We start from the raw sequence: 17751 nt of genomic DNA on the forward strand, positions 1-17751 counted from the left end.
CCCCCTCATAGATTAGAAGAATAACTCCTTAATCAATGCCGTTAAGAAAATATTTGCAAGTGCAATCGGCAATAATACTTTCCATCCAAACTCCATTAACTGGTCACCTCTTATACGCGGGAACGTAACGCGGAACCAAATTAATAGAAAGACTACACTGCTAAATTTCAAAGCAAACCATACGGCACCTGGGATAAATCCAAGAAACATGACTGGATTCCATCCGCCTAAAAAGAGCACTGTAATTAACGATGCCATCCCGAAGAAATATACGTACTCTGAAAGCATGAAAAACGCCCAGCGAAAACCTGAGTATTCCGTATGATATCCAGAAACAAGTTCTGACTCCGCTTCCGGCAAATCGAATGGCGTCCTATTTAACTCTGCAACTGCTGCGATTAAGAAAACGACGAAGCCAATTGGCTGTACGAAAATGTACCAGACCTTCTCCTGCGCCGCTACAATCTCATTTAAATTCAGACTACCAGCTAGCAAAACGATACCAATTACACTCATTACGAGCGGAATCTCATAAGAAATCATTTGCGCCGCCGCACGCATCCCTCCTAAAAGGGAATATTTATTATTCGATGCCCATCCCCCAGTTACAACACCTATCGTCGTAATACCGGAAACAGCAATATAATAAAGTAGCCCGACTCCAATATCTGCAAATTGAAATTTATCAGTGAACGGGATAACCGCAAGCACCATAAATGCTGGTGCAAATGCAATGACAGGCGCTAATATAAACAGCGGTTTATCTGCTGCTTTCGGAATACTATCTTCTTTCAATAATAGTTTTAAAACATCAGCTACCGTTTGCAGTAAACCGAATCGGCCTCCAACCTGGTTTGGTCCAATCCGCCCTTGCATAAATCCCATCACTTTCCGTTCTGCCAAGATTCCATATGTAACGAAGCCAAGGACTGCAAATAGTAGAAGTACCGCTAATCCGAAAAAAATGAAGAAATTCGTCCAGCTTGAAGGTGATTGTAAGAGCGTCTCAATCATTAGCCATCAACCTCCCCAAGTACAATATCAACTCCACCTAAAATCGTAATTAAATTAGCGATGTTTTCACCTTTCAATAACTTCGGTAAAATTTGCAAGTTATAAAAAGATGGCCTACGAAACTTCAAACGGTACGGCTCTTTCTTTCCGTCACTTGCGATATAACAACCAATCTCTCCGCGCGGCGATTCGATACGTACAAATGCTTCTCCCTTAGGTGCCTTAATAATTTTCGGTACTTTTGCCAGCACAGCTCCATCTTTCGGGAACTGCTGAACCGCTTGCTCAACAATCTTTAAAGACTCCTCGATTTCTTGCATTCGGCAAACGTAGCGATCCCAAGCATCTCCCACGCTTCCAACAGGAATATCAAAATCAAAACGATCATAAATCGAATACGGCTCATCTTTGCGAAGATCCCAGTTTACTCCAGTGCACCGCAGATTTGCTCCGCTTAAAGAATACGAGATCGCTTCTTCCGCGCTATATATACCAACGCCTCTCAAACGATTTAAGAAAATCTCATTACCGCTAACAAGATCATGATAACCTGCTAATTGCTCCCTCATATACGGAACAAACTCTTCCACCTTTTCAATCCAACCATCTGGCGCATCCCACTTCACACCGCCAACTCTCATATAGTTAAAAGTAAGCCGTGCCCCGCATAATTCATTTAATAAATTTATAATCATCTCTCGTTCACGAAACGCGTACAAAAACGGGCTGACCGCTCCTATATCAAGAAGATTCGTCCCCCACCAAACGAGATGGCTCGCAATTCTTCCTAGTTCCATCGCAAGTACTCGCAAGTATTCGGCACGCTCTGGAATTTCAAGCCCCATCATCGTCTCTACAGCATGGCAAATGACGTAATTATTCGTCATGGCTGATAAATAGTCCATTCGATCTGTATAAGGGATAATTTGCGTATACTGTAAGCTCTCAGCGATCTTTTCCGTCCCGCGATGCAAATATCCAATAACAGGTGTAGCTTCTTTAATAATTTCCCCGTCAATCTTAATTACGAGCCTGAACACACCATGTGTACTCGGATGCTGAGGTCCTACATTCAAAAGCATCTCTTCCGTGCGGATCATAGCTACACCTCCACATCATACGGTTCATAGTCTTTTCTAAGCGGATATCCTACCCAATCATCTGGCATTAAAATACGCGTTAAATTCGGATGCCCTTTAAATACAATGCCGAGCAAATCGTATGCTTCTCGCTCCGGCCAGTCAGCTCCTTTCCAAAGCGCTGTCACAGATTCGACTTGCGGCGCTTCCCGGTCTAGCTTTACCTTCACTGCTACCGATTGTTTCTTGCCATATGAAAACAAATGAACATACACTTCCATATGTGTCACAAAATCCGTCGCATGTAGCTCTGACATATAATCAAAAGCAAGTCCCTCATGGAATCGCAGTGACTCCATCACTTCATAATACTTTTCGGGATCCACCACAAGAGTTGGCACATCCTTTGACAGTTTATTAATGTAGGAATCTACTAATGCACCCTCTCCTAACTTCTCCCTAATAGCCTCAACATACTGATTTAAATACGGCTGATTTACGGACGGTTCTTCCTGCTTCGGCTCATCCTCTTTCTTACCTTCAGCTCCCTTTGTCTTCGCTCTTGCAGCCGCTGCTGCTTTCGCTTTTGCCGCTGCAATTGCCTTTGCCTTTTCATTTCCCGAATCCCCATCACCTTGCGAGGCTTTCTGCTTCGCCAATGCTGCCGCTTTCGCCTTTGCCGCCGCCACCGCTTTTGCCTTGGCTTTCGCTTTTTCTTCTTCCGTTACTTCTTCTGTCCCTTCTCTTTTCTGCTTCGCTAATGCCGCCGCTTTTGCTTTTGCGGCTGCTGCTGCCTTCGCCTTGGCTTTCGCTTTTTCTTCTTCCGTTACTTCTTCGGTTCCTTCTCTTTTCTGTTTCGCTAACGCCGCCGCTTTTGCCTTTGCAGCTGCTGCTGCCTTCGCCTTGGCTTTCGCTTTTTCTTCTTCCGTTACTTCTTCGGTTCCTTCTCTTTTCTGTTTCGCTAACGCCGCCGCTTTTGCTTTTGCGGCTGCTGCTGCTTTCGCCTTGGCTTTCGCTTTTTCTTCTTCCGTTACTTCTTCTGTCCCTTCTCTTTTCTGTTTCGCTAACGCCGCCGCTTTTGCTTTTGCGGCTGCTGCTGCCTTTGCCTTGGCTTTCGCTTTTTCTTCTTCCGTTACTTCTTCAGTTCCTTCTCTTTTCTGTTTCGCTAACGCCGCCGCTTTTGCTTTTGCGGCTGCTCCACGTCGCTTTGCTTCTTCTATAGTAATATCATCATTTTTTGGTAGCGCTTTCTCTTTTTCTCGATCTTCCTCCTCAAGTTCACTTATTTCCGCCTCGTGTTTCGCTACAAGGCGTTTTCTCGCTTCTTCTTTCGCACGCCTAGCTGCTTCTTTTTTCAGATCCTCTAAATCTTTATTTGGATTACTCATTTATTCGTCACCTGCTTTCCGGTCTTTGCCTCGTAACGAATTTTCTCTTTTAATTTATTAATTCCATAGATTAAAGCAGCTGGATTTGGGGGACAACCAGGAATATACACATCAACTGGTACGATTTGGTCTACACCTTTCACAACAGCATATGAATTTACATACGGACCACCTGCTGTCGCACAAGATCCCATCGCAATAACCCATTTCGGTTCGGGCATTTGATCATATAAACGCCGAACAATAGGAGCCATCTTCTTCGTTACTGTTCCCGATACAATCATGACGTCCGATTGCCTTGGTGAAGTTCGAAAAAATGACCCAAATCGATCTAAATCGTAATGTGATGAGCCTACCCCCATCATTTCAATTGCACAGCATGCCAGTCCGAATGTCATCGGCCATAAAGAGTTGCTCCTCGCCCATCCTTTCAACTGTTCCAATGTAGAAAAAAAGATATTTCGTTCTAATTCTGCTCGCTCATTTGGATGTAATTCCTCAAAATTTATAACCATTGTAACACCTTCTTTTTCCAAGCATACGCTAATCCAACTAGCAACATTACAACAAAGATGAGCATTTCAATTAATGCAAATAAACCTAGCTTGTCATACGCAACAGCCCAAGGATATAAAAATAAAGTTTCTACATCAAAGATCACAAATAATAAAGCGAAAATATAATAACGAGCATGAAACCGAATATTTGCATCATGAAAAGGCTCAATTCCACTCTCATACGTCGTCGCCTTTGCTGCACTTGGTTTATTTGGGCGCAGCATCCTTCCTAATGTAAGAGCCACTACCGGCAGCAATATACCTAATAGCAAGAAAATCAAAACGATCATATAACTATTTTCATATACACTTGCCATTGTGAAACCCTCCCCCCTAAATTAAGAACAAGTTCACATAGTAAACAATATGTCCTAGTTGCAGTAATTATTATTTTTAAATTTTTCTAAATAATGCAACTATTCTAATCATTATAGCAAACTTCAAATTCCTATGTCGATATGTTGGGAGACAGAAACAAGAATTATTAAAATCTATCTTTACAACTTGCTATAATTGTGCAAAATAAATATAAAACTTATATATGCTTTTCAAGAAACCGTAGGTGATATAAATGAAAAAACAAACACATGTAAGTATTCTTATAAGCATTGTATTGCTGTCTATAACGCTTCACTATGTAGCAATGCCTTTTGTATATGAATACTCATTTCCTTTTCAGCTATTAATCGGAACGAGCACCCTATTAATTGATATTATCGCTTGTAGTTATATACTTTATTTTTCAAACATGAAAGAAGGGCTATCTCGTTTATTTTGGATCATATTATCTGTTGGAGCTCTCTCTTATTTTATCGGTGATATAGTCGTTGCCTATCAGCGTTTAATTGTAAAGGACTTCTATACGTTCGTTGATCCATCTGACTTTTTTTACTTACTTTTTTTAGTTAGCTTTACGTTTGCCTTTCTATACGAAATCATTTATAACCGAGATTTATTAGAAAAACTTTTTATGCTATGTGATATTTGTATTATCGTTACAGCCCAATTTACTTTAAGTTACTACTTACTTATTGAACGAACTATTCATATCTTTACAACATCCTATATCGACATATTTGTTCAACTTACCTATCCAATGGCTGATTTACTCTTTCTCTTAATAGGAATCAACCTTTTATTCAAACCACTATCCTTATTACCTAAAAAGGTCGGTGCACTTCTTGGCAGTGCTTTAATTTTATATGCTACTACAGATGCGATTTATGCTTATATAAAATACTTCATACCAGAGTATTCTATGTTTACAGTTACTCCTTTCTATCAAGTAACCTTAGTACTAGTAGCAATCGCCTGTATTCTCCATACAAAAAAGCCTGAAAAACAAGAACAAGTACTACTAACACCTAAAATTGGCGAATCAATCCGATTATCATTACCGTATATTTCGGTAGTAATGCTTATTGTTTTTATATTAGTTGAATACGTTTTTGCGCCTATTATAGTAATCGGACTTATAATAACTTTTTCTTTCGTTCTCATACGTCATAGTTTAGTTCGAAAACAAAATAAAATATTATTGATCGCTCAAATGCAATTCAACTCAGAACTCGAGAAACAAATTAAACTACGTACAGAAGATTTAGTAGAACAGAAAAATGAACTCTATCATAATCAACAAATGTTTAAATCTTTATACGAGCATCATCCAGATCCAATTTTTACATTAGATTTGTACGGTAATTTTCTCAAAGTAAATAACGCTGGTACTACTTTACTCGGTTATCAAACGAATGAATTATTAAACCAGCCTTACTATTCACTCATATACGAAGAAGATTTAGAAGAAATGATTAACGCCTTTCATCGCGTGAAAAAGGGATATTCTATTTCTTTAGAAATACGGGCTTACCATAAAAACAGAGATATTTACTACTTGCACGTTACCGCCGTACCGATCTTTTTAAAGGAGAAAATTTCTGGGGTTTATTTAATGATTAAAGATATTACGGAAAGCAAACAACAACAAGAACAAATCAACTTCCTAGCATACCATGATACTTTAACAGAGCTTGCAAATCGACGTGCATTTCATCAACATTTAGAACAGGCAATTGCACGAGCAAAAATATCGAAAAAGCCTTTTGCTGTTATGTTTCTCGACCTAGACCGTTTTAAAGTTATTAATGATACCCTCGGTCATCGAGTAGGAGACCTATTGCTCATCGCAGTAGCAAAAAGGCTCGAAAGAATAGCAACATCAAATATGAAACTCGCGCGGCTAGCTGGGGATGAGTTCACAATCCTTATCGAGAATTACAAAAAAAAGCCAGATGTCCAAAAAATAGCTGATAGGATTGTAGCGGCCATGAATGAGCCATTTGAAATCGAAAATCAACATTTACAAATCTCACCGAGCATCGGAATTGCAATATATCCTGAAGCAGGTGAAGATGCGCTATCCATTTTGCAGCATGCTGATATGGCCATGTACGAGGCAAAGAATAAAGGAAAAAACGGTAGCTCTCTTTACACGAAAGAACTATATAAAAAAATGGAACGAAAAGCTCGAATTGAAAAAGATTTGCCAATCGCTTTAGTAAACAAAGAATTTTATCTCGTTTATCAACCACAAATTGATACGACAACAAATAAAATTATCGGTGCTGAAGCTTTAATACGATGGAAACACCCGCTATTAGGTGACATTTCACCATGTGAGTTTATTCCAATTGTAGAAGAGACGCCACAAGTAGTCCCACTTGGACATTGGGTATTACAAGAAGCTTGTCTCCAATTAAAAATATGGCATACCTTTGGCTACCAAAATTTAAAAATAAGTGTTAATTTATCCGCAAAAGAATTCCGGCAAGATCAATTAATCGAAAACATTTCACAAATATTAAACGACGTGCAAGTCAACCCAAAATATGTAACACTTGAGTTAACAGAAAGAATTGCAATGATTGACGAGAAAGAAACGTTATTGAGACTGAAGCAATTAAAAGAGTACGGTATCCAAACTTCCATTGATGACTTCGGTACTGGGTACTCTTCTCTTGCTTATTTATCAATTTTTCCAATCGACACATTAAAAGTACCGAGAGAATTTACACAATTAGCTGATCATCGTCCTGAAGAACGAGCCATCGTTTCTACAATTCTTTCCCTCGCGAATACTTTAAATCTTTCAGTCGTTGCCGAAGGAATTGAAACCGAAAAACAACTTAAGTTTCTGCAAAAACATAACTGTAAATATATGCAAGGTTACTATTTCAGTAAACCACTTACTAGTAATCAATTTATAAAGTTTCTACAAAAAACCCCCAGTATGAACAAATAATTCATACTGGGGGTTTTATAGTGCTAAATTTTTTTCTCATAATATTCTTCTGCAATCTCTTCGTAAAAAGCTGCAGATGTCGTATAGAAATATGGAATTAACCATAAGAATCCAATCCCTAACGTAATACAACTTAATATAAACCAGCCAATAAAACTTAAACATAAAATGAAATACTCCATCTTATGTCCATCCATCATACGACGACTTTCTGTAATAGCTTGGTTCAGTGAATACTCAGGATGATCGTTTATAATAAAGTACGTCATCGCATAAGAAAATGATTTAATAATACCTGGAATAATGAACAATAACGTCCATAAGAAAAGATAAAGATTTACTAATAAATATAATAAAAATGATTTTAGAAATCTCTTTCCCTCTGAAAACCAAATGAATACATTACCAATACTAGCTTGCTTTTCACGAAGGATATTTAAACCAAGGTAATATCCACCTAAAGTTAACGGTCCAGTAACAAAAAATGAAAGAATATTCGTTGAAAGTGAACCATTTGTTTTTTGCCAACCGAAAATTAAAGAAAATCCCCAATCAACACTAAAACTAAAAGCCGTGATAAGAATTGAAATGAGTAGTGTAGCTCCAACAGCTAATCCCCATTTCCCTTCTAATGAATCTAGTGCTTCTCCTTTTAAATCACTAATCATGCGTAGCCTCGCCTCCTATACACAATAATTCTATTAGTATAGCATGTTCCTATTGAAATTCACCTTTTGAAATGTAGCGATAAAAGTGTGCTGTCGTCGTACTCATATACGGACTAAGCCAAAGAAATCCTATTCCAAAAGTAAGCAGCGCTAAAATAGCCCATCCTATGAAGCTCAGCCATAAAAGAAACAAATCTAACTTATGACCCTTCATAAGATTCTTACTTTCCTTCATCGCCTGCGAAACACTATATTCTGGATTTTCAATCATCACATAGTACGTCAGTGCATAAGAAAAATACATCACAATCATACCAACAATTGAAATTGCTAATAGTACGAAGAAAGCTATTGCAAATGACGTATTCCCTTCTTCACCTAACAATGCAAATAAGCCTATTAACAGCATCGGAATCCATGTACCTGTATATAACAAAATCGCAAGCATTGCCCACATTGTTTTCATCATTCTTTTAAAGCCACGAAATCCTTCGAATAAGTAATCTACTTTAGCATCTTCTCGTTTACTAATCTGTAAAAATACATTTGTATAACCATATGACGTAATCCCATACGATGCGTTACTCAAAATTATCATAATGCAATAAAAAATTCCAAAGGTAATACCTGCTCCAATTGACATCGTTTCCTCTTCAAATGATCCAGTTAAGCTTACAACTGAGAGAAATATAATAATTCCTGGAATTAATAGTATAAGCATTGCAGCCAGCGAAACAACATAACTTAAAATAAAATATAAAATTGTTGATCCAACACCTAGTCCCCATTTTCCCTTTAAAGAGTACAATGCTTCTCGCTTCATTTCACCAATCATTGATCCATCCCCTTTATGAAATATAAATTGTTGTACACTTCTACTTATACAAGCATCAATATAATTATACCAGTTTTGTAAAATTATCCATAAAATACACAAAAAAAAATCCGTAAAGGCAAAGCCCTTACGGATTTTTTTACTTCATATCGGAAACGTTCAAACGGTTCACAGCACGTTGTAATGCCATTTCTGCACGTTTAAAGTCAACATGTGCTTGTTTATCTTGCAGACGTTGCTCAGCGCGACGCTTCGCTTCATTTGCGCGATGGATATCGATATGGTTTGCTTCTTCAGCAGATGATGATAATACAGTCACTTTATCTGGACGAACTTCGATAAAGCCACCGCTTACTGCTACATAATCAGTGTGTCCACCATTTTTCAGACGAACTGCACTAATTTTTAATGGTGCAACAGTTGGAATGTGGCCTGGTAAGATCCCCATTTCCCCACTCTCTGCTTTTACACTTACCATTTCTACCTCTTTTTCGTAAACCGGTCCATCAGGAGTTACAATACTGACTGGAAATGTCTTCATACTTCGTCCCTCCTAAGGCCTTACGCCATCATTTTCTTCGCGTTTTCAATAACTTCTTCAATGCCACCTACTAAGCGGAATGCATCTTCTGGAAGGTCATCATATTTTCCTTCTAGAATTTCTTTGAAACCACTAACTGTATTCTTTACAGGTACGTAAGAACCTTTTTGACCTGTAAACTGCTCAGCTACGTGGAAGTTTTGAGATAAGAAGAATTGAATACGACGAGCACGATGTACAACTAACTTATCTTCTTCAGATAACTCATCCATACCTAAGATAGCGATGATATCTTGAAGTTCTTTATAACGTTGTAAAGTTTGCTGTACTTGACGAGCTACTTCATAATGCTCTTCTCCTACGATTTCTGGAGAAAGTGCACGAGATGTAGATGCTAATGGATCTACGGCTGGGTAAATACCCATTTGCGTTAAACGACGCTCTAAGTTTGTTGTTGCATCTAAGTGAGCGAACGTTGTAGCTGGTGCTGGGTCAGTATAGTCATCGGCTGGTACATATACCGCTTGGATAGACGTGATAGACCCTTTATTTGTAGATGTAATACGCTCTTGTAATTGACCCATTTCTGTTGCAAGTGTTGGTTGGTAACCTACCGCAGATGGCATACGACCAAGAAGGGCAGATACTTCAGAACCCGCTTGCGTGAAACGGAAGATGTTATCGATGAACAGAAGTACGTCTTGTCCTTGCTCATCACGGAAATGCTCAGCCATTGTTAAGCCTGTTAATGCAACACGTTGACGTGCTCCAGGTGGCTCGTTCATTTGTCCGAATACCATCGCAGTTTTCTTGATTACGCCAGAATCGCTCATTTCGTGGTATAAGTCATTACCCTCACGAGTACGCTCACCTACACCAGCGAATACAGAGATACCACCGTGCTCTTGTGCGATGTTGTTAATTAATTCCTGAATTAATACTGTTTTACCTACGCCGGCACCACCGAATAGGCCGATCTTACCACCCTTAATGTAAGGAGCAAGTAAGTCTACTACTTTAATACCAGTTTCAAGAATTTCTACTTTAGTAGATAATTCTTCGAATGCAGGTGCTTGACGGTGAATTGGATCACGATGTACATCTGCAGGAACCTCACCATCTAAGTCAATTGCATCACCTAATACGTTAAATACGCGACCAAGTGTTACATCACCAACTGGTACAGAGATTGGTTTACCAGTATCTTCTACTTCTGTGCCACGAACAAGTCCATCTGTGGAAGACATTGCAACTGTACGAACTGTATCATCACCTAAATGAAGTGCAACTTCAAATGTTAAGTTAATACTTCCGTTTTCGTTGCTTTGTTTTACCGTAAGGGCGTTGTAGATTTCTGGTAGCTTTCCGCCATCAAACTTAACGTCTACAACCGGACCCATGATTTGCGTAACGCGCCCTTTATTCATCGGGTTCCCTCCTAGCTTTCTTTTAATTAGCCAACTTTCTACGAGCAGCTAGCTTTTAATTTTTTATTGGTTTATAGCTTACGCGACTCTTTTGACAGAGCCGCTTCCGCTTTTTAATACTATTCTAACGCTGCTGCTCCACCAACGATTTCCGTAATTTCTTGCGTAATCGCTGCCTGACGCGCACGGTTGAATGAAAGTGTAAGTGAATCGATAACTTCCATTGCGTTGTCTGTAGCACTCTTCATTGCTGTCATACGCGCTGCGTGTTCACTTGCTTTACCGTCTAGTAATGCACCGTACACTAAGCTTTCTGCGTATTGTGGCAATAGTACTTTTAAAATTTCTTCTTCAGAAGGTTCGAATTCATAAGCTGTCGTCGGTTTGTCAGACGCCACATCAGTAAGCGGTAAAATTTTATTTTCCGTTACCTCTTGTGAAATTTTACTTACGTAATGGTTGTAGTAAATGTACAGCTCATCATAAGCACCATCTGCAAACATCGCAATTGCTCGAGAAGCAAGGTCTTTAATATCAGTAAATGATGGGTGGTCAGATAATCCAACTACTTCATCAATAATGTTAAAGCCGCGACGTTTTAAATAATCACGTCCTAGTCGTCCAAGCACAATAATAGAATATTGGTTTGAATCCATATTATGACGTTCACGAATTACGTTACTTACTGTACGTAATACGTTACTGTTATAACCACCTGCTAGTCCGCGATCAGACGTAATAACGATGTATCCTGTACGCTTTACAGGACGCGCATTTAGCATTGGATGATTAATCCCTTTGCTTCCTTGCGCAATGCTCGCTACTACTTCTTGAATCTTTTCCATATACGGAACGAAAGATTTAGCATTTTGCTCTGCACGGTTTAACTTAGATGCAGATACCATCTCCATCGCTTTCGTAATTTGACTCGTTTTCTTTGTCGAGTTAATCTTCGCTTTTATATCGCGTAAAGATGCCACAGGTTTTCACCACCTTTTTTCCGGAAGTTGGCACGATTAGTAAGAATCCTCTTCCTAATCTACGTTGCAAGATATTCTTGCTCATGATTGAAGGAAAAGAATAGGTGCACCTACTCTTTTCCTTTACATGACCTTTAGCAATCTCAGAGCCCGAGATGCCTTTTATATATACTATCTAGCTCCAGCGGCTTGAATGCTCGGTGGCTTCACTTCTTCCTACGAGGCAAACACCGCCTCTTCGTCAGAAGCTCCATCCCCCTCACATTCAGAACGAGCCGCTTCCGCTTTTATTAATCTAGTTCCGCCTCCTAGCCCCTTTCGTCTAAGAACCTTCCCCACAAGAAGGTAAAAAGCACCTTCTGTGAGAAAGAACCTTAGCCGATGGGGCTGAACAGTCGGCTTCACTTTTTATTATTATTCAGAAGCTACGAATACTTTTTTAAATCCATTGATTGCTGCTGCAAATTTGTCGTCATCCGCAAGTTTCTTAGTTGTACGGATTTCTTCTAATAAGTCAGTCGCATTAGAATCTAACCAAGCATGGAATTCTTCTTCAAAACGAGTGATATCTACTACTGGGATATCATCTAGGAATCCACGTGTTAAAGCGTAAAGAATGATAACTTGTTTCTCTACACGTAATGGTTTGTGTAATCCTTGTTTTAATACCTCAACAGTACGAGCACCACGGTTTAATTTCGCTTGAGTTGCTTTATCAAGGTCAGAACCGAACTGAGCGAACGCTTCTAACTCACGGTAAGATGCAAGGTCAAGACGAAGTGTACCTGATACTTTACTCATTGCTTTAATCTGAGCAGATCCACCTACACGAGATACAGAAGTACCCGCATCGATCGCTGGACGTACGCCAGAGAAGAATAGGTCAGATTGTAAGAAGATTTGTCCATCCGTAATAGAAATTACGTTTGTTGGGATGTATGCTGATACGTCCCCTGCTTGTGTTTCGATGAAAGGTAGTGCAGTTAAAGAACCGCCGCCTTTTGCATCACTTAATTTTGCTGCACGCTCTAATAAGCGAGAATGTAAGTAGAATACATCCCCTGGGTAAGCTTCACGACCTGGAGGACGACGTAATAGTAATGACAGCTCACGGTAAGCCGCTGCTTGTTTTGATAAGTCATCATATACTACTAATACGTGTTTACCATTGTACATGAACTCTTCACCCATTGTTACACCAGCGTAAGGAGCTAGGTATAATAATGGAGCTGGTTGAGAAGCAGATGCAGTTACAACGATTGTGTACTCTAATGCACCGTGCTTACGTAGTGTTTCTACTACGTTACGTACAGTTGATTCTTTTTGTCCAATTGCTACATAGATACAAATCATATCTTCATCTTTTTGGTTAATGATTGTATCAAGTGCAACCGCTGTTTTACCAGTTTGACGGTCACCGATGATTAACTCACGTTGACCACGGCCAATTGGTACAAGAGCATCGATCGCTTTAATACCTGTTTGAAGTGGCTCATGAACAGATTTACGATCCATTACACCTGGTGCTGGACTTTCAATTGGACGAGTGTTTGTTGTATTGATTGGGCCTAAACCATCAACTGGTTGACCTAATGGGTTTACAACACGACCAATTAGTTCTTTTCCTACCGGTACTTGCATGATGCGACCAGTACGACGAACTTCGTCACCTTCACGAATTTCTGTGTAAGGTCCTAAAATGATAATACCTACGTTGTTTTCCTCTAAGTTTTGTGCTAGTCCCATAACGCCGTTAGAGAACTCTACAAGTTCACCAGCCATAACGTTATCAAGACCATGAGCACGCGCGATACCGTCACCAACTTGGATAACTGTACCAACATCACTAACTTCGATTTCAGACTGATAGTTCTCGATTTGTTGCTTTATCAGTGCGCTAATTTCTTCAGCTCTGATGCTCATGTGCTTCACCCCTATCTATTCTTCATTAATTCACGCTGAATACGTGCTAATTTTCCTTGTAAACTTCCGTCATAAATGCGATTTCCAATACGTACTTTAATGCCGCCTAGTAAATCTTCATCTACAACATTTTTCACGCGAATTGCATCTTTTCCTGTTCTCTTCGCAAATGCTTCTGCAATGTTAAGCTTCTCTTCTTCTGATAGAAGACGAGTAGAATATACAGTTGCGTCCGCTACGTTACGTTCTTCATTAGCAAGAACAACATATTCATCTGCAATTTCAGGTAAGATATCAATGCGTTTGTTATCAATTAAAATATATAACGTATTTAAAATAGATTCAGAAACAGATCCGAATACGTTTGCAAGAAACGTTTTCTTTTGTTCCTTTGAAATGTTCGGTTGCGTTAAAAAGCTATGTAGTTCTCCGTTCTTTACATAAACGTTTTGTACAAGGCGTAATTCCTCTTCAAACATTTCTAATACGTGTTTTTCTTTAGCAATTTTAAAAAGAGCGACAGCATAACGTTTTGCTACAATCCCATTGCTCATCGCGCTTCTCCTACTTCTTTAATATAATCGCGAATTAACTTCACTTGATCTTCTTCTTTTAACTCTTTTTCAATTACTTTAGAAGCAATTTGAACAGATAAAGAAGCAACTTGTTCTTGTAAAGCAGCAATTGCTTGCTCTTTTTCGCGTTGAATTTCTTGTACAGCAGATGCTTTAATTGATTCTGCTTCTTCTTTCGCAGCAGCAACAATAACATCTTTTTGATCTACAGCTTGCTTTTTCGCTCTTTCGATTAACTCTTGTGCTTCAACACGTGATTGTTTTAACATTTCACGTTGTTCTTCTACTAATTTCTTCGCCTCAGCATTACTTCTTTCTGCAGCGTCGATTTCATTAGTAACATGCTCTTCACGTTCTTTCATAATTCCCATTAAAGGACCCCACGCAAATTTGCGTAGCATTACTAATAGAAGTAAGAAAATGAACAATGTATAAGCAATCGTTCCAAATGGAATGGCAGCACCTAATAATAAAGTTGGCACAAGGATTCACTCCCTTCAAAATATCTAAATTGATCATATGAAAAAAAAAGACATACGTTTCATTCATAAAGCAATGGCGAAGAAAGTTCGGAAAAACACTCTTCGCCATCTATGTAAGGGGAGTCTCCCTTATTTGTTCATTACGATGAATGCAATAACTACACCGATGATTGGAAGTGCCTCAACTAAAGCAACCCCGATGAACATAATTGTTTGAAGTGCGCCTTTTAATTCTGGTTGACGAGCAACACCTTCGATTGTACGTGATACGATAAGACCGTTACCAATACCTGCACCTAATGCTGATAAACCAATTGCAATTGCAGCTGCGATTACACCTAAACTCATTTAATTTGTCCTCCTTTGTATTATAAAAAAATAAATTTTTTCTTACTTAAATTATATTAATGGTCATGGCTTACTTTATGAGCCATATAAACCATCGTTAACATAACGAAAATAAATGCTTGGATTGATCCAACGAATACACTGAATCCCATCCATGCTAACATTGGTACAAGCGCACCTAATGCCCCAAGGACTGATGCTCCGCCCAACTTAGCAAGTAATCCTAATAAGATCTCACCTGCATAAATGTTACCAAATAAACGAAGACCTAACGTTAATGTGTTAGCAAACTCCTCAATAACCTTTAATGGGAATAAGAATTTCATAGGTTGGAAATAACCTTTTACGTACTCTTTCGTACCCTTCATCTTAATTCCATAATAATGGGTGAGGGTAACTACCATCACGGCTAATGTTAATGTAACTGCTGGATCAGACGTTGGTGATCTCCACCATGCAATATGTTCGCCAGCTTCAGTTGCTGAATACATGAATGGTAAACCAAGGAAGTTCGATACGATGATAAACATGATAAGCGTAACGCCAAGCGTTAAGAAACGTCCACCTGTTTTCCAGTCCATCGTACTATTGATAATCCCTTTCACGAAGTCAAACACCCATTCCATGAAGTTTTGCATCCCGGTTGGGCGAAGAGCTAAGCTGCGAGTTCCGATAACAGCGATTAAGAAAACAATAACTGCTGCTACAGTAACCATCATAACTGATGACAAATCGAACGTTAAACCTAGAAATTCAACTAATTTACCGTGTTCCACTAGTAATTCACCTCTCTTCCCTGCTCTTATACTCTAAATAAAGAAAATCTATGATCATGACAAGGTATCCTGTCAGCAATCCTACACCTAGGCCCCACATCGCGATTAACTCTTGATATTTGGCTGCAAATAAAATTAATAACCCAATCGTGGCGAATCTTGAATATGTACTTACCGCTGTTGCCTTGAACTTCACGTTTTCTCCATTTGTTACGCGATCTAGCAGCTTGTCTGTTCTACGTGCAATGATGCGCAAACTAAGAAAACTGAAAATCGTCCCGATAATCAGTCCAAGAAATACATCCTTGTAAGAGGTAAATCCCCATCCTAGCACTAGAAGCGCAAGCAAGTAGTACATATATTTCTTTTGTCTTTGGACAAGTCCATGTACGTCTATCATCATTGCTCTCCCGAATAGTAATGTCGAATGAGTCGAATCATTGCGTATACTCCTGTTCCTAGTCCGAGTAATAACCCTATAATAAGAAACAACGGAAACGTTCCAACCTTATTATCAATCCACTGCCCACCAAAGATTCCAACAAGAATAGAACCGACTAATTGAGCAAGAATACCTGACATTAAAGCATAAGCTTTTATATGGCTGCGATCGTTTTTTTGCAAGGATTCATCCCTCCAATATGTAACCCTCATTCACGATGTGTTAATAATAACTCATTTTTTTGCATAAATCCTATACAAAACAAAAAGTTTACATTTTCGTCACGGAATAGATGTAATTTTGTCACTGAAAGCCCTACCATCTATCCCCGTTGTTAGCATACAATAGGGTATTAACAGTGTCAACGAGAAATCGTAAAAAATCTAAAAATTTGAGTATTAGGCATTTCCTCCCAAAAATGAAAACGTTCCCCTTCTAAATACTGGTTACATATATGCAATTTCTAACAGTTTTCTCTTTATAATAGAAGGAAATGTTCACAAGTTTGTCACTATTATATTTTCGAGATATAACGCTTTTCTTCCATAATATAGTGTTCCTCAGACGTAAGACTTCTATATTATATGTGAGGTGTATGCAACTTATGTTGTATATACGATGTATATTTATCCTCTCCCCCTCCCCTACTTGCTTACAGCAAAAAAGACGAGCAGGGGAATCTCCCCTGCTCGTCAGTTGTCTTACTTCGTTCCGAATAAACGGTCACCAGCATCACCAAGACCTGGTACTACATATCCGTGGTCATTTAATTTCTCATCTAATGCTGCTACATAAATATCAACATCAGGATGTTCTTCTTGTACTACTTTTACCCCTTCTGGAGCTGCAACGATACACATTAATTTAATTTGTTTCGCACCGCGCTTTTTCAGAGAGTTAATTGCTTCAGCCGCAGAACCACCTGTTGCTAGCATCGGATCTAGTACGATAAAGTCACGCTCTTCTACATCCGTTGGAAGTTTCACATAGTATTCTACCGGTTGCAATGTTTTAGGGTCACGGTATAAACCAACGTGTCCTACTTTTGCTGCTGGAATTAATTTCAGAATTCCATCAACCATTCCTAAACCTGCACGTAAAATCGGAATTAAACCAAGTTTTTTACCAGCGATCACTTTTGTTGTCGCTTTGCTTACAGGTGTTTCAATTTCAATGTCCTTAAGTGGAAGGTCGCGAGTAATTTCGAAAGCCATTAAGCTTGCTACTTCGTCCACTAATTCACGAAAATCTTTCGTACCTGTATTCTTATCGCGAATATATGTAATCTTATGTTGAATTAACGGGTGATCAAATACATACAGTTTTCCCATGTGAATCTCTCCTTTAGATGATATTCATGCGTTTGCACGCTTTTTTACACTATTTACGATTGTAAAGAAAACGCTACTAATATT

At 38.9% G+C, this 17751-nt stretch carries 20 protein-coding genes; 1 reads left to right on the forward strand and 19 read right to left on the reverse strand.

The genetic code is table 11. The features are described 5' to 3' along the window. Positions 1 to 12: 12 nt before the first annotated feature. From nuoH to nuoA, 5 genes are read right to left on the reverse strand one after another with little or no spacing between them, the layout of a single operon-like run. A complete protein-coding gene (nuoH, locus tag DN399_RS26125; RefSeq protein WP_000573426.1) occupies positions 13 to 1014 on the reverse strand; it encodes an NADH-quinone oxidoreductase subunit NuoH in 1002 nt (333 codons plus the stop codon). Further along, entirely contained in the window at positions 1014 to 2114 is a 1101-nt protein-coding gene (gene nuoD / locus DN399_RS26130) for an NADH-quinone oxidoreductase subunit NuoD (RefSeq protein WP_149150081.1), read from the reverse strand. Before nuoD ends, nuoH begins: the two co-directional genes overlap by 1 nt. Before the next feature lie 2 nt (positions 2115 to 2116). After that, positions 2117 to 3481, reverse strand: coding sequence for an NADH-quinone oxidoreductase subunit C (locus DN399_RS26135; protein WP_149150082.1), 1365 nt, complete (start codon positions 3479 to 3481; stop codon positions 2117 to 2119). Next, on the reverse strand, positions 3478 to 3996 hold the full coding sequence (gene nuoB, locus DN399_RS26140) for an NADH-quinone oxidoreductase subunit NuoB (RefSeq protein ID WP_000236331.1): 519 nt from the start codon (positions 3994 to 3996) through the stop codon (positions 3478 to 3480). Before nuoB ends, DN399_RS26135 begins: the two co-directional genes overlap by 4 nt. Next, entirely contained in the window at positions 3987 to 4355 is a 369-nt protein-coding gene (nuoA, locus tag DN399_RS26145) for an NADH-quinone oxidoreductase subunit NuoA (RefSeq protein ID WP_000179273.1), read from the reverse strand. Before nuoA ends, nuoB begins: the two co-directional genes overlap by 10 nt. A gap of 254 nt (positions 4356 to 4609) precedes the next feature. Between nuoA and DN399_RS26150 the strand changes: the two genes are divergently transcribed. Next, positions 4610 to 7339, forward strand: a complete 2730-nt coding sequence (locus tag DN399_RS26150) for an EAL domain-containing protein (RefSeq protein WP_088859684.1) — start codon at positions 4610 to 4612, stop codon at positions 7337 to 7339. A gap of 23 nt (positions 7340 to 7362) precedes the next feature. Here DN399_RS26150 and DN399_RS26155 read toward each other — a convergent pair whose 3' ends face one another. The 14 genes from DN399_RS26155 to upp all read right to left on the reverse strand — a co-directional run bounded on the left by DN399_RS26155 (position 7363) and on the right by upp (position 17667). Next, positions 7363 to 8007 carry a DUF975 family protein gene (locus tag DN399_RS26155; RefSeq protein ID WP_000622462.1) on the reverse strand — a complete coding sequence of 215 codons (645 nt, stop codon included), beginning with the start codon at positions 8005 to 8007 and terminating at the stop codon, positions 7363 to 7365. A gap of 49 nt (positions 8008 to 8056) precedes the next feature. Next, on the reverse strand, positions 8057 to 8842 hold the full coding sequence (locus tag DN399_RS26160) for a DUF975 family protein (RefSeq protein WP_000578820.1): 786 nt from the start codon (positions 8840 to 8842) through the stop codon (positions 8057 to 8059). Positions 8843 to 8981: 139 nt separating this feature from the next. Further along, a complete protein-coding gene (gene atpC, locus DN399_RS26165; RefSeq protein WP_000847211.1) occupies positions 8982 to 9383 on the reverse strand; it encodes a F0F1 ATP synthase subunit epsilon in 402 nt (133 codons plus the stop codon). A gap of 20 nt (positions 9384 to 9403) precedes the next feature. Next, the gene (gene atpD, locus DN399_RS26170) at positions 9404 to 10810 is read right to left on the reverse strand and encodes a F0F1 ATP synthase subunit beta (RefSeq protein ID WP_001032593.1); all 1407 of its coding nucleotides are present in this window, start codon (positions 10808 to 10810) and stop codon (positions 9404 to 9406) included. 119 nt (positions 10811 to 10929) lie between these two features. After that, positions 10930 to 11790 carry a F0F1 ATP synthase subunit gamma gene (atpG, locus tag DN399_RS26175; RefSeq protein ID WP_000157696.1) on the reverse strand — a complete coding sequence of 287 codons (861 nt, stop codon included), beginning with the start codon at positions 11788 to 11790 and terminating at the stop codon, positions 10930 to 10932. A 414-nt stretch (positions 11791 to 12204) separates the two neighbouring features. After that, the gene (gene atpA / locus DN399_RS26180) at positions 12205 to 13713 is read right to left on the reverse strand and encodes a F0F1 ATP synthase subunit alpha (protein ID WP_000027518.1); all 1509 of its coding nucleotides are present in this window, start codon (positions 13711 to 13713) and stop codon (positions 12205 to 12207) included. Positions 13714 to 13724: 11 nt separating this feature from the next. After that, entirely contained in the window at positions 13725 to 14267 is a 543-nt protein-coding gene (gene atpH / locus DN399_RS26185) for a F0F1 ATP synthase subunit delta (protein WP_000064683.1), read from the reverse strand. Continuing rightward, positions 14264 to 14770, reverse strand: coding sequence for a F0F1 ATP synthase subunit B (atpF, locus tag DN399_RS26190; protein ID WP_001142618.1), 507 nt, complete (start codon positions 14768 to 14770; stop codon positions 14264 to 14266). The genes atpH and atpF overlap by 4 nt, the downstream gene beginning before the upstream one ends. A 129-nt stretch (positions 14771 to 14899) precedes the next feature. Then, the gene (gene atpE, locus DN399_RS26195; RefSeq protein ID WP_000052064.1) at positions 14900 to 15118 is read right to left on the reverse strand and encodes a F0F1 ATP synthase subunit C; all 219 of its coding nucleotides are present in this window, start codon (positions 15116 to 15118) and stop codon (positions 14900 to 14902) included. 56 nt (positions 15119 to 15174) lie between these two features. Next, positions 15175 to 15894, reverse strand: coding sequence for a F0F1 ATP synthase subunit A (gene atpB / locus DN399_RS26200; protein ID WP_000399871.1), 720 nt, complete (start codon positions 15892 to 15894; stop codon positions 15175 to 15177). 7 nt (positions 15895 to 15901) lie between these two features. After that, positions 15902 to 16294 (reverse strand): ATP synthase subunit I, encoded by a 393-nt coding sequence (locus tag DN399_RS26205; RefSeq protein ID WP_000567600.1) that lies wholly within the window; start codon positions 16292 to 16294, stop codon positions 15902 to 15904. After that, complete coding sequence (locus tag DN399_RS26210; protein ID WP_001171223.1) at positions 16294 to 16518, reverse strand: AtpZ/AtpI family protein; 225 nt, start codon at positions 16516 to 16518, stop codon at positions 16294 to 16296. The genes DN399_RS26205 and DN399_RS26210 overlap by 1 nt, the downstream gene beginning before the upstream one ends. Before the next feature lie 26 nt (positions 16519 to 16544). After that, positions 16545 to 16658: a DUF4024 domain-containing protein gene (locus tag DN399_RS26215; protein ID WP_000232962.1), complete on the reverse strand. Its 114-nt coding sequence runs from the start codon at positions 16656 to 16658 to the stop codon at positions 16545 to 16547. Positions 16659 to 17037: 379 nt separating this feature from the next. Then, the gene (upp, locus tag DN399_RS26220) at positions 17038 to 17667 is read right to left on the reverse strand and encodes a uracil phosphoribosyltransferase (protein ID WP_000517539.1); all 630 of its coding nucleotides are present in this window, start codon (positions 17665 to 17667) and stop codon (positions 17038 to 17040) included. Positions 17668 to 17751: the final 84 nt, after the last annotated feature.

The organism is Bacillus sp. AR4-2, from assembly GCF_008274865.1.
Lineage (GTDB): Bacteria > Bacillota > Bacilli > Bacillales > Bacillaceae_G > Bacillus_A > Bacillus_A cereus.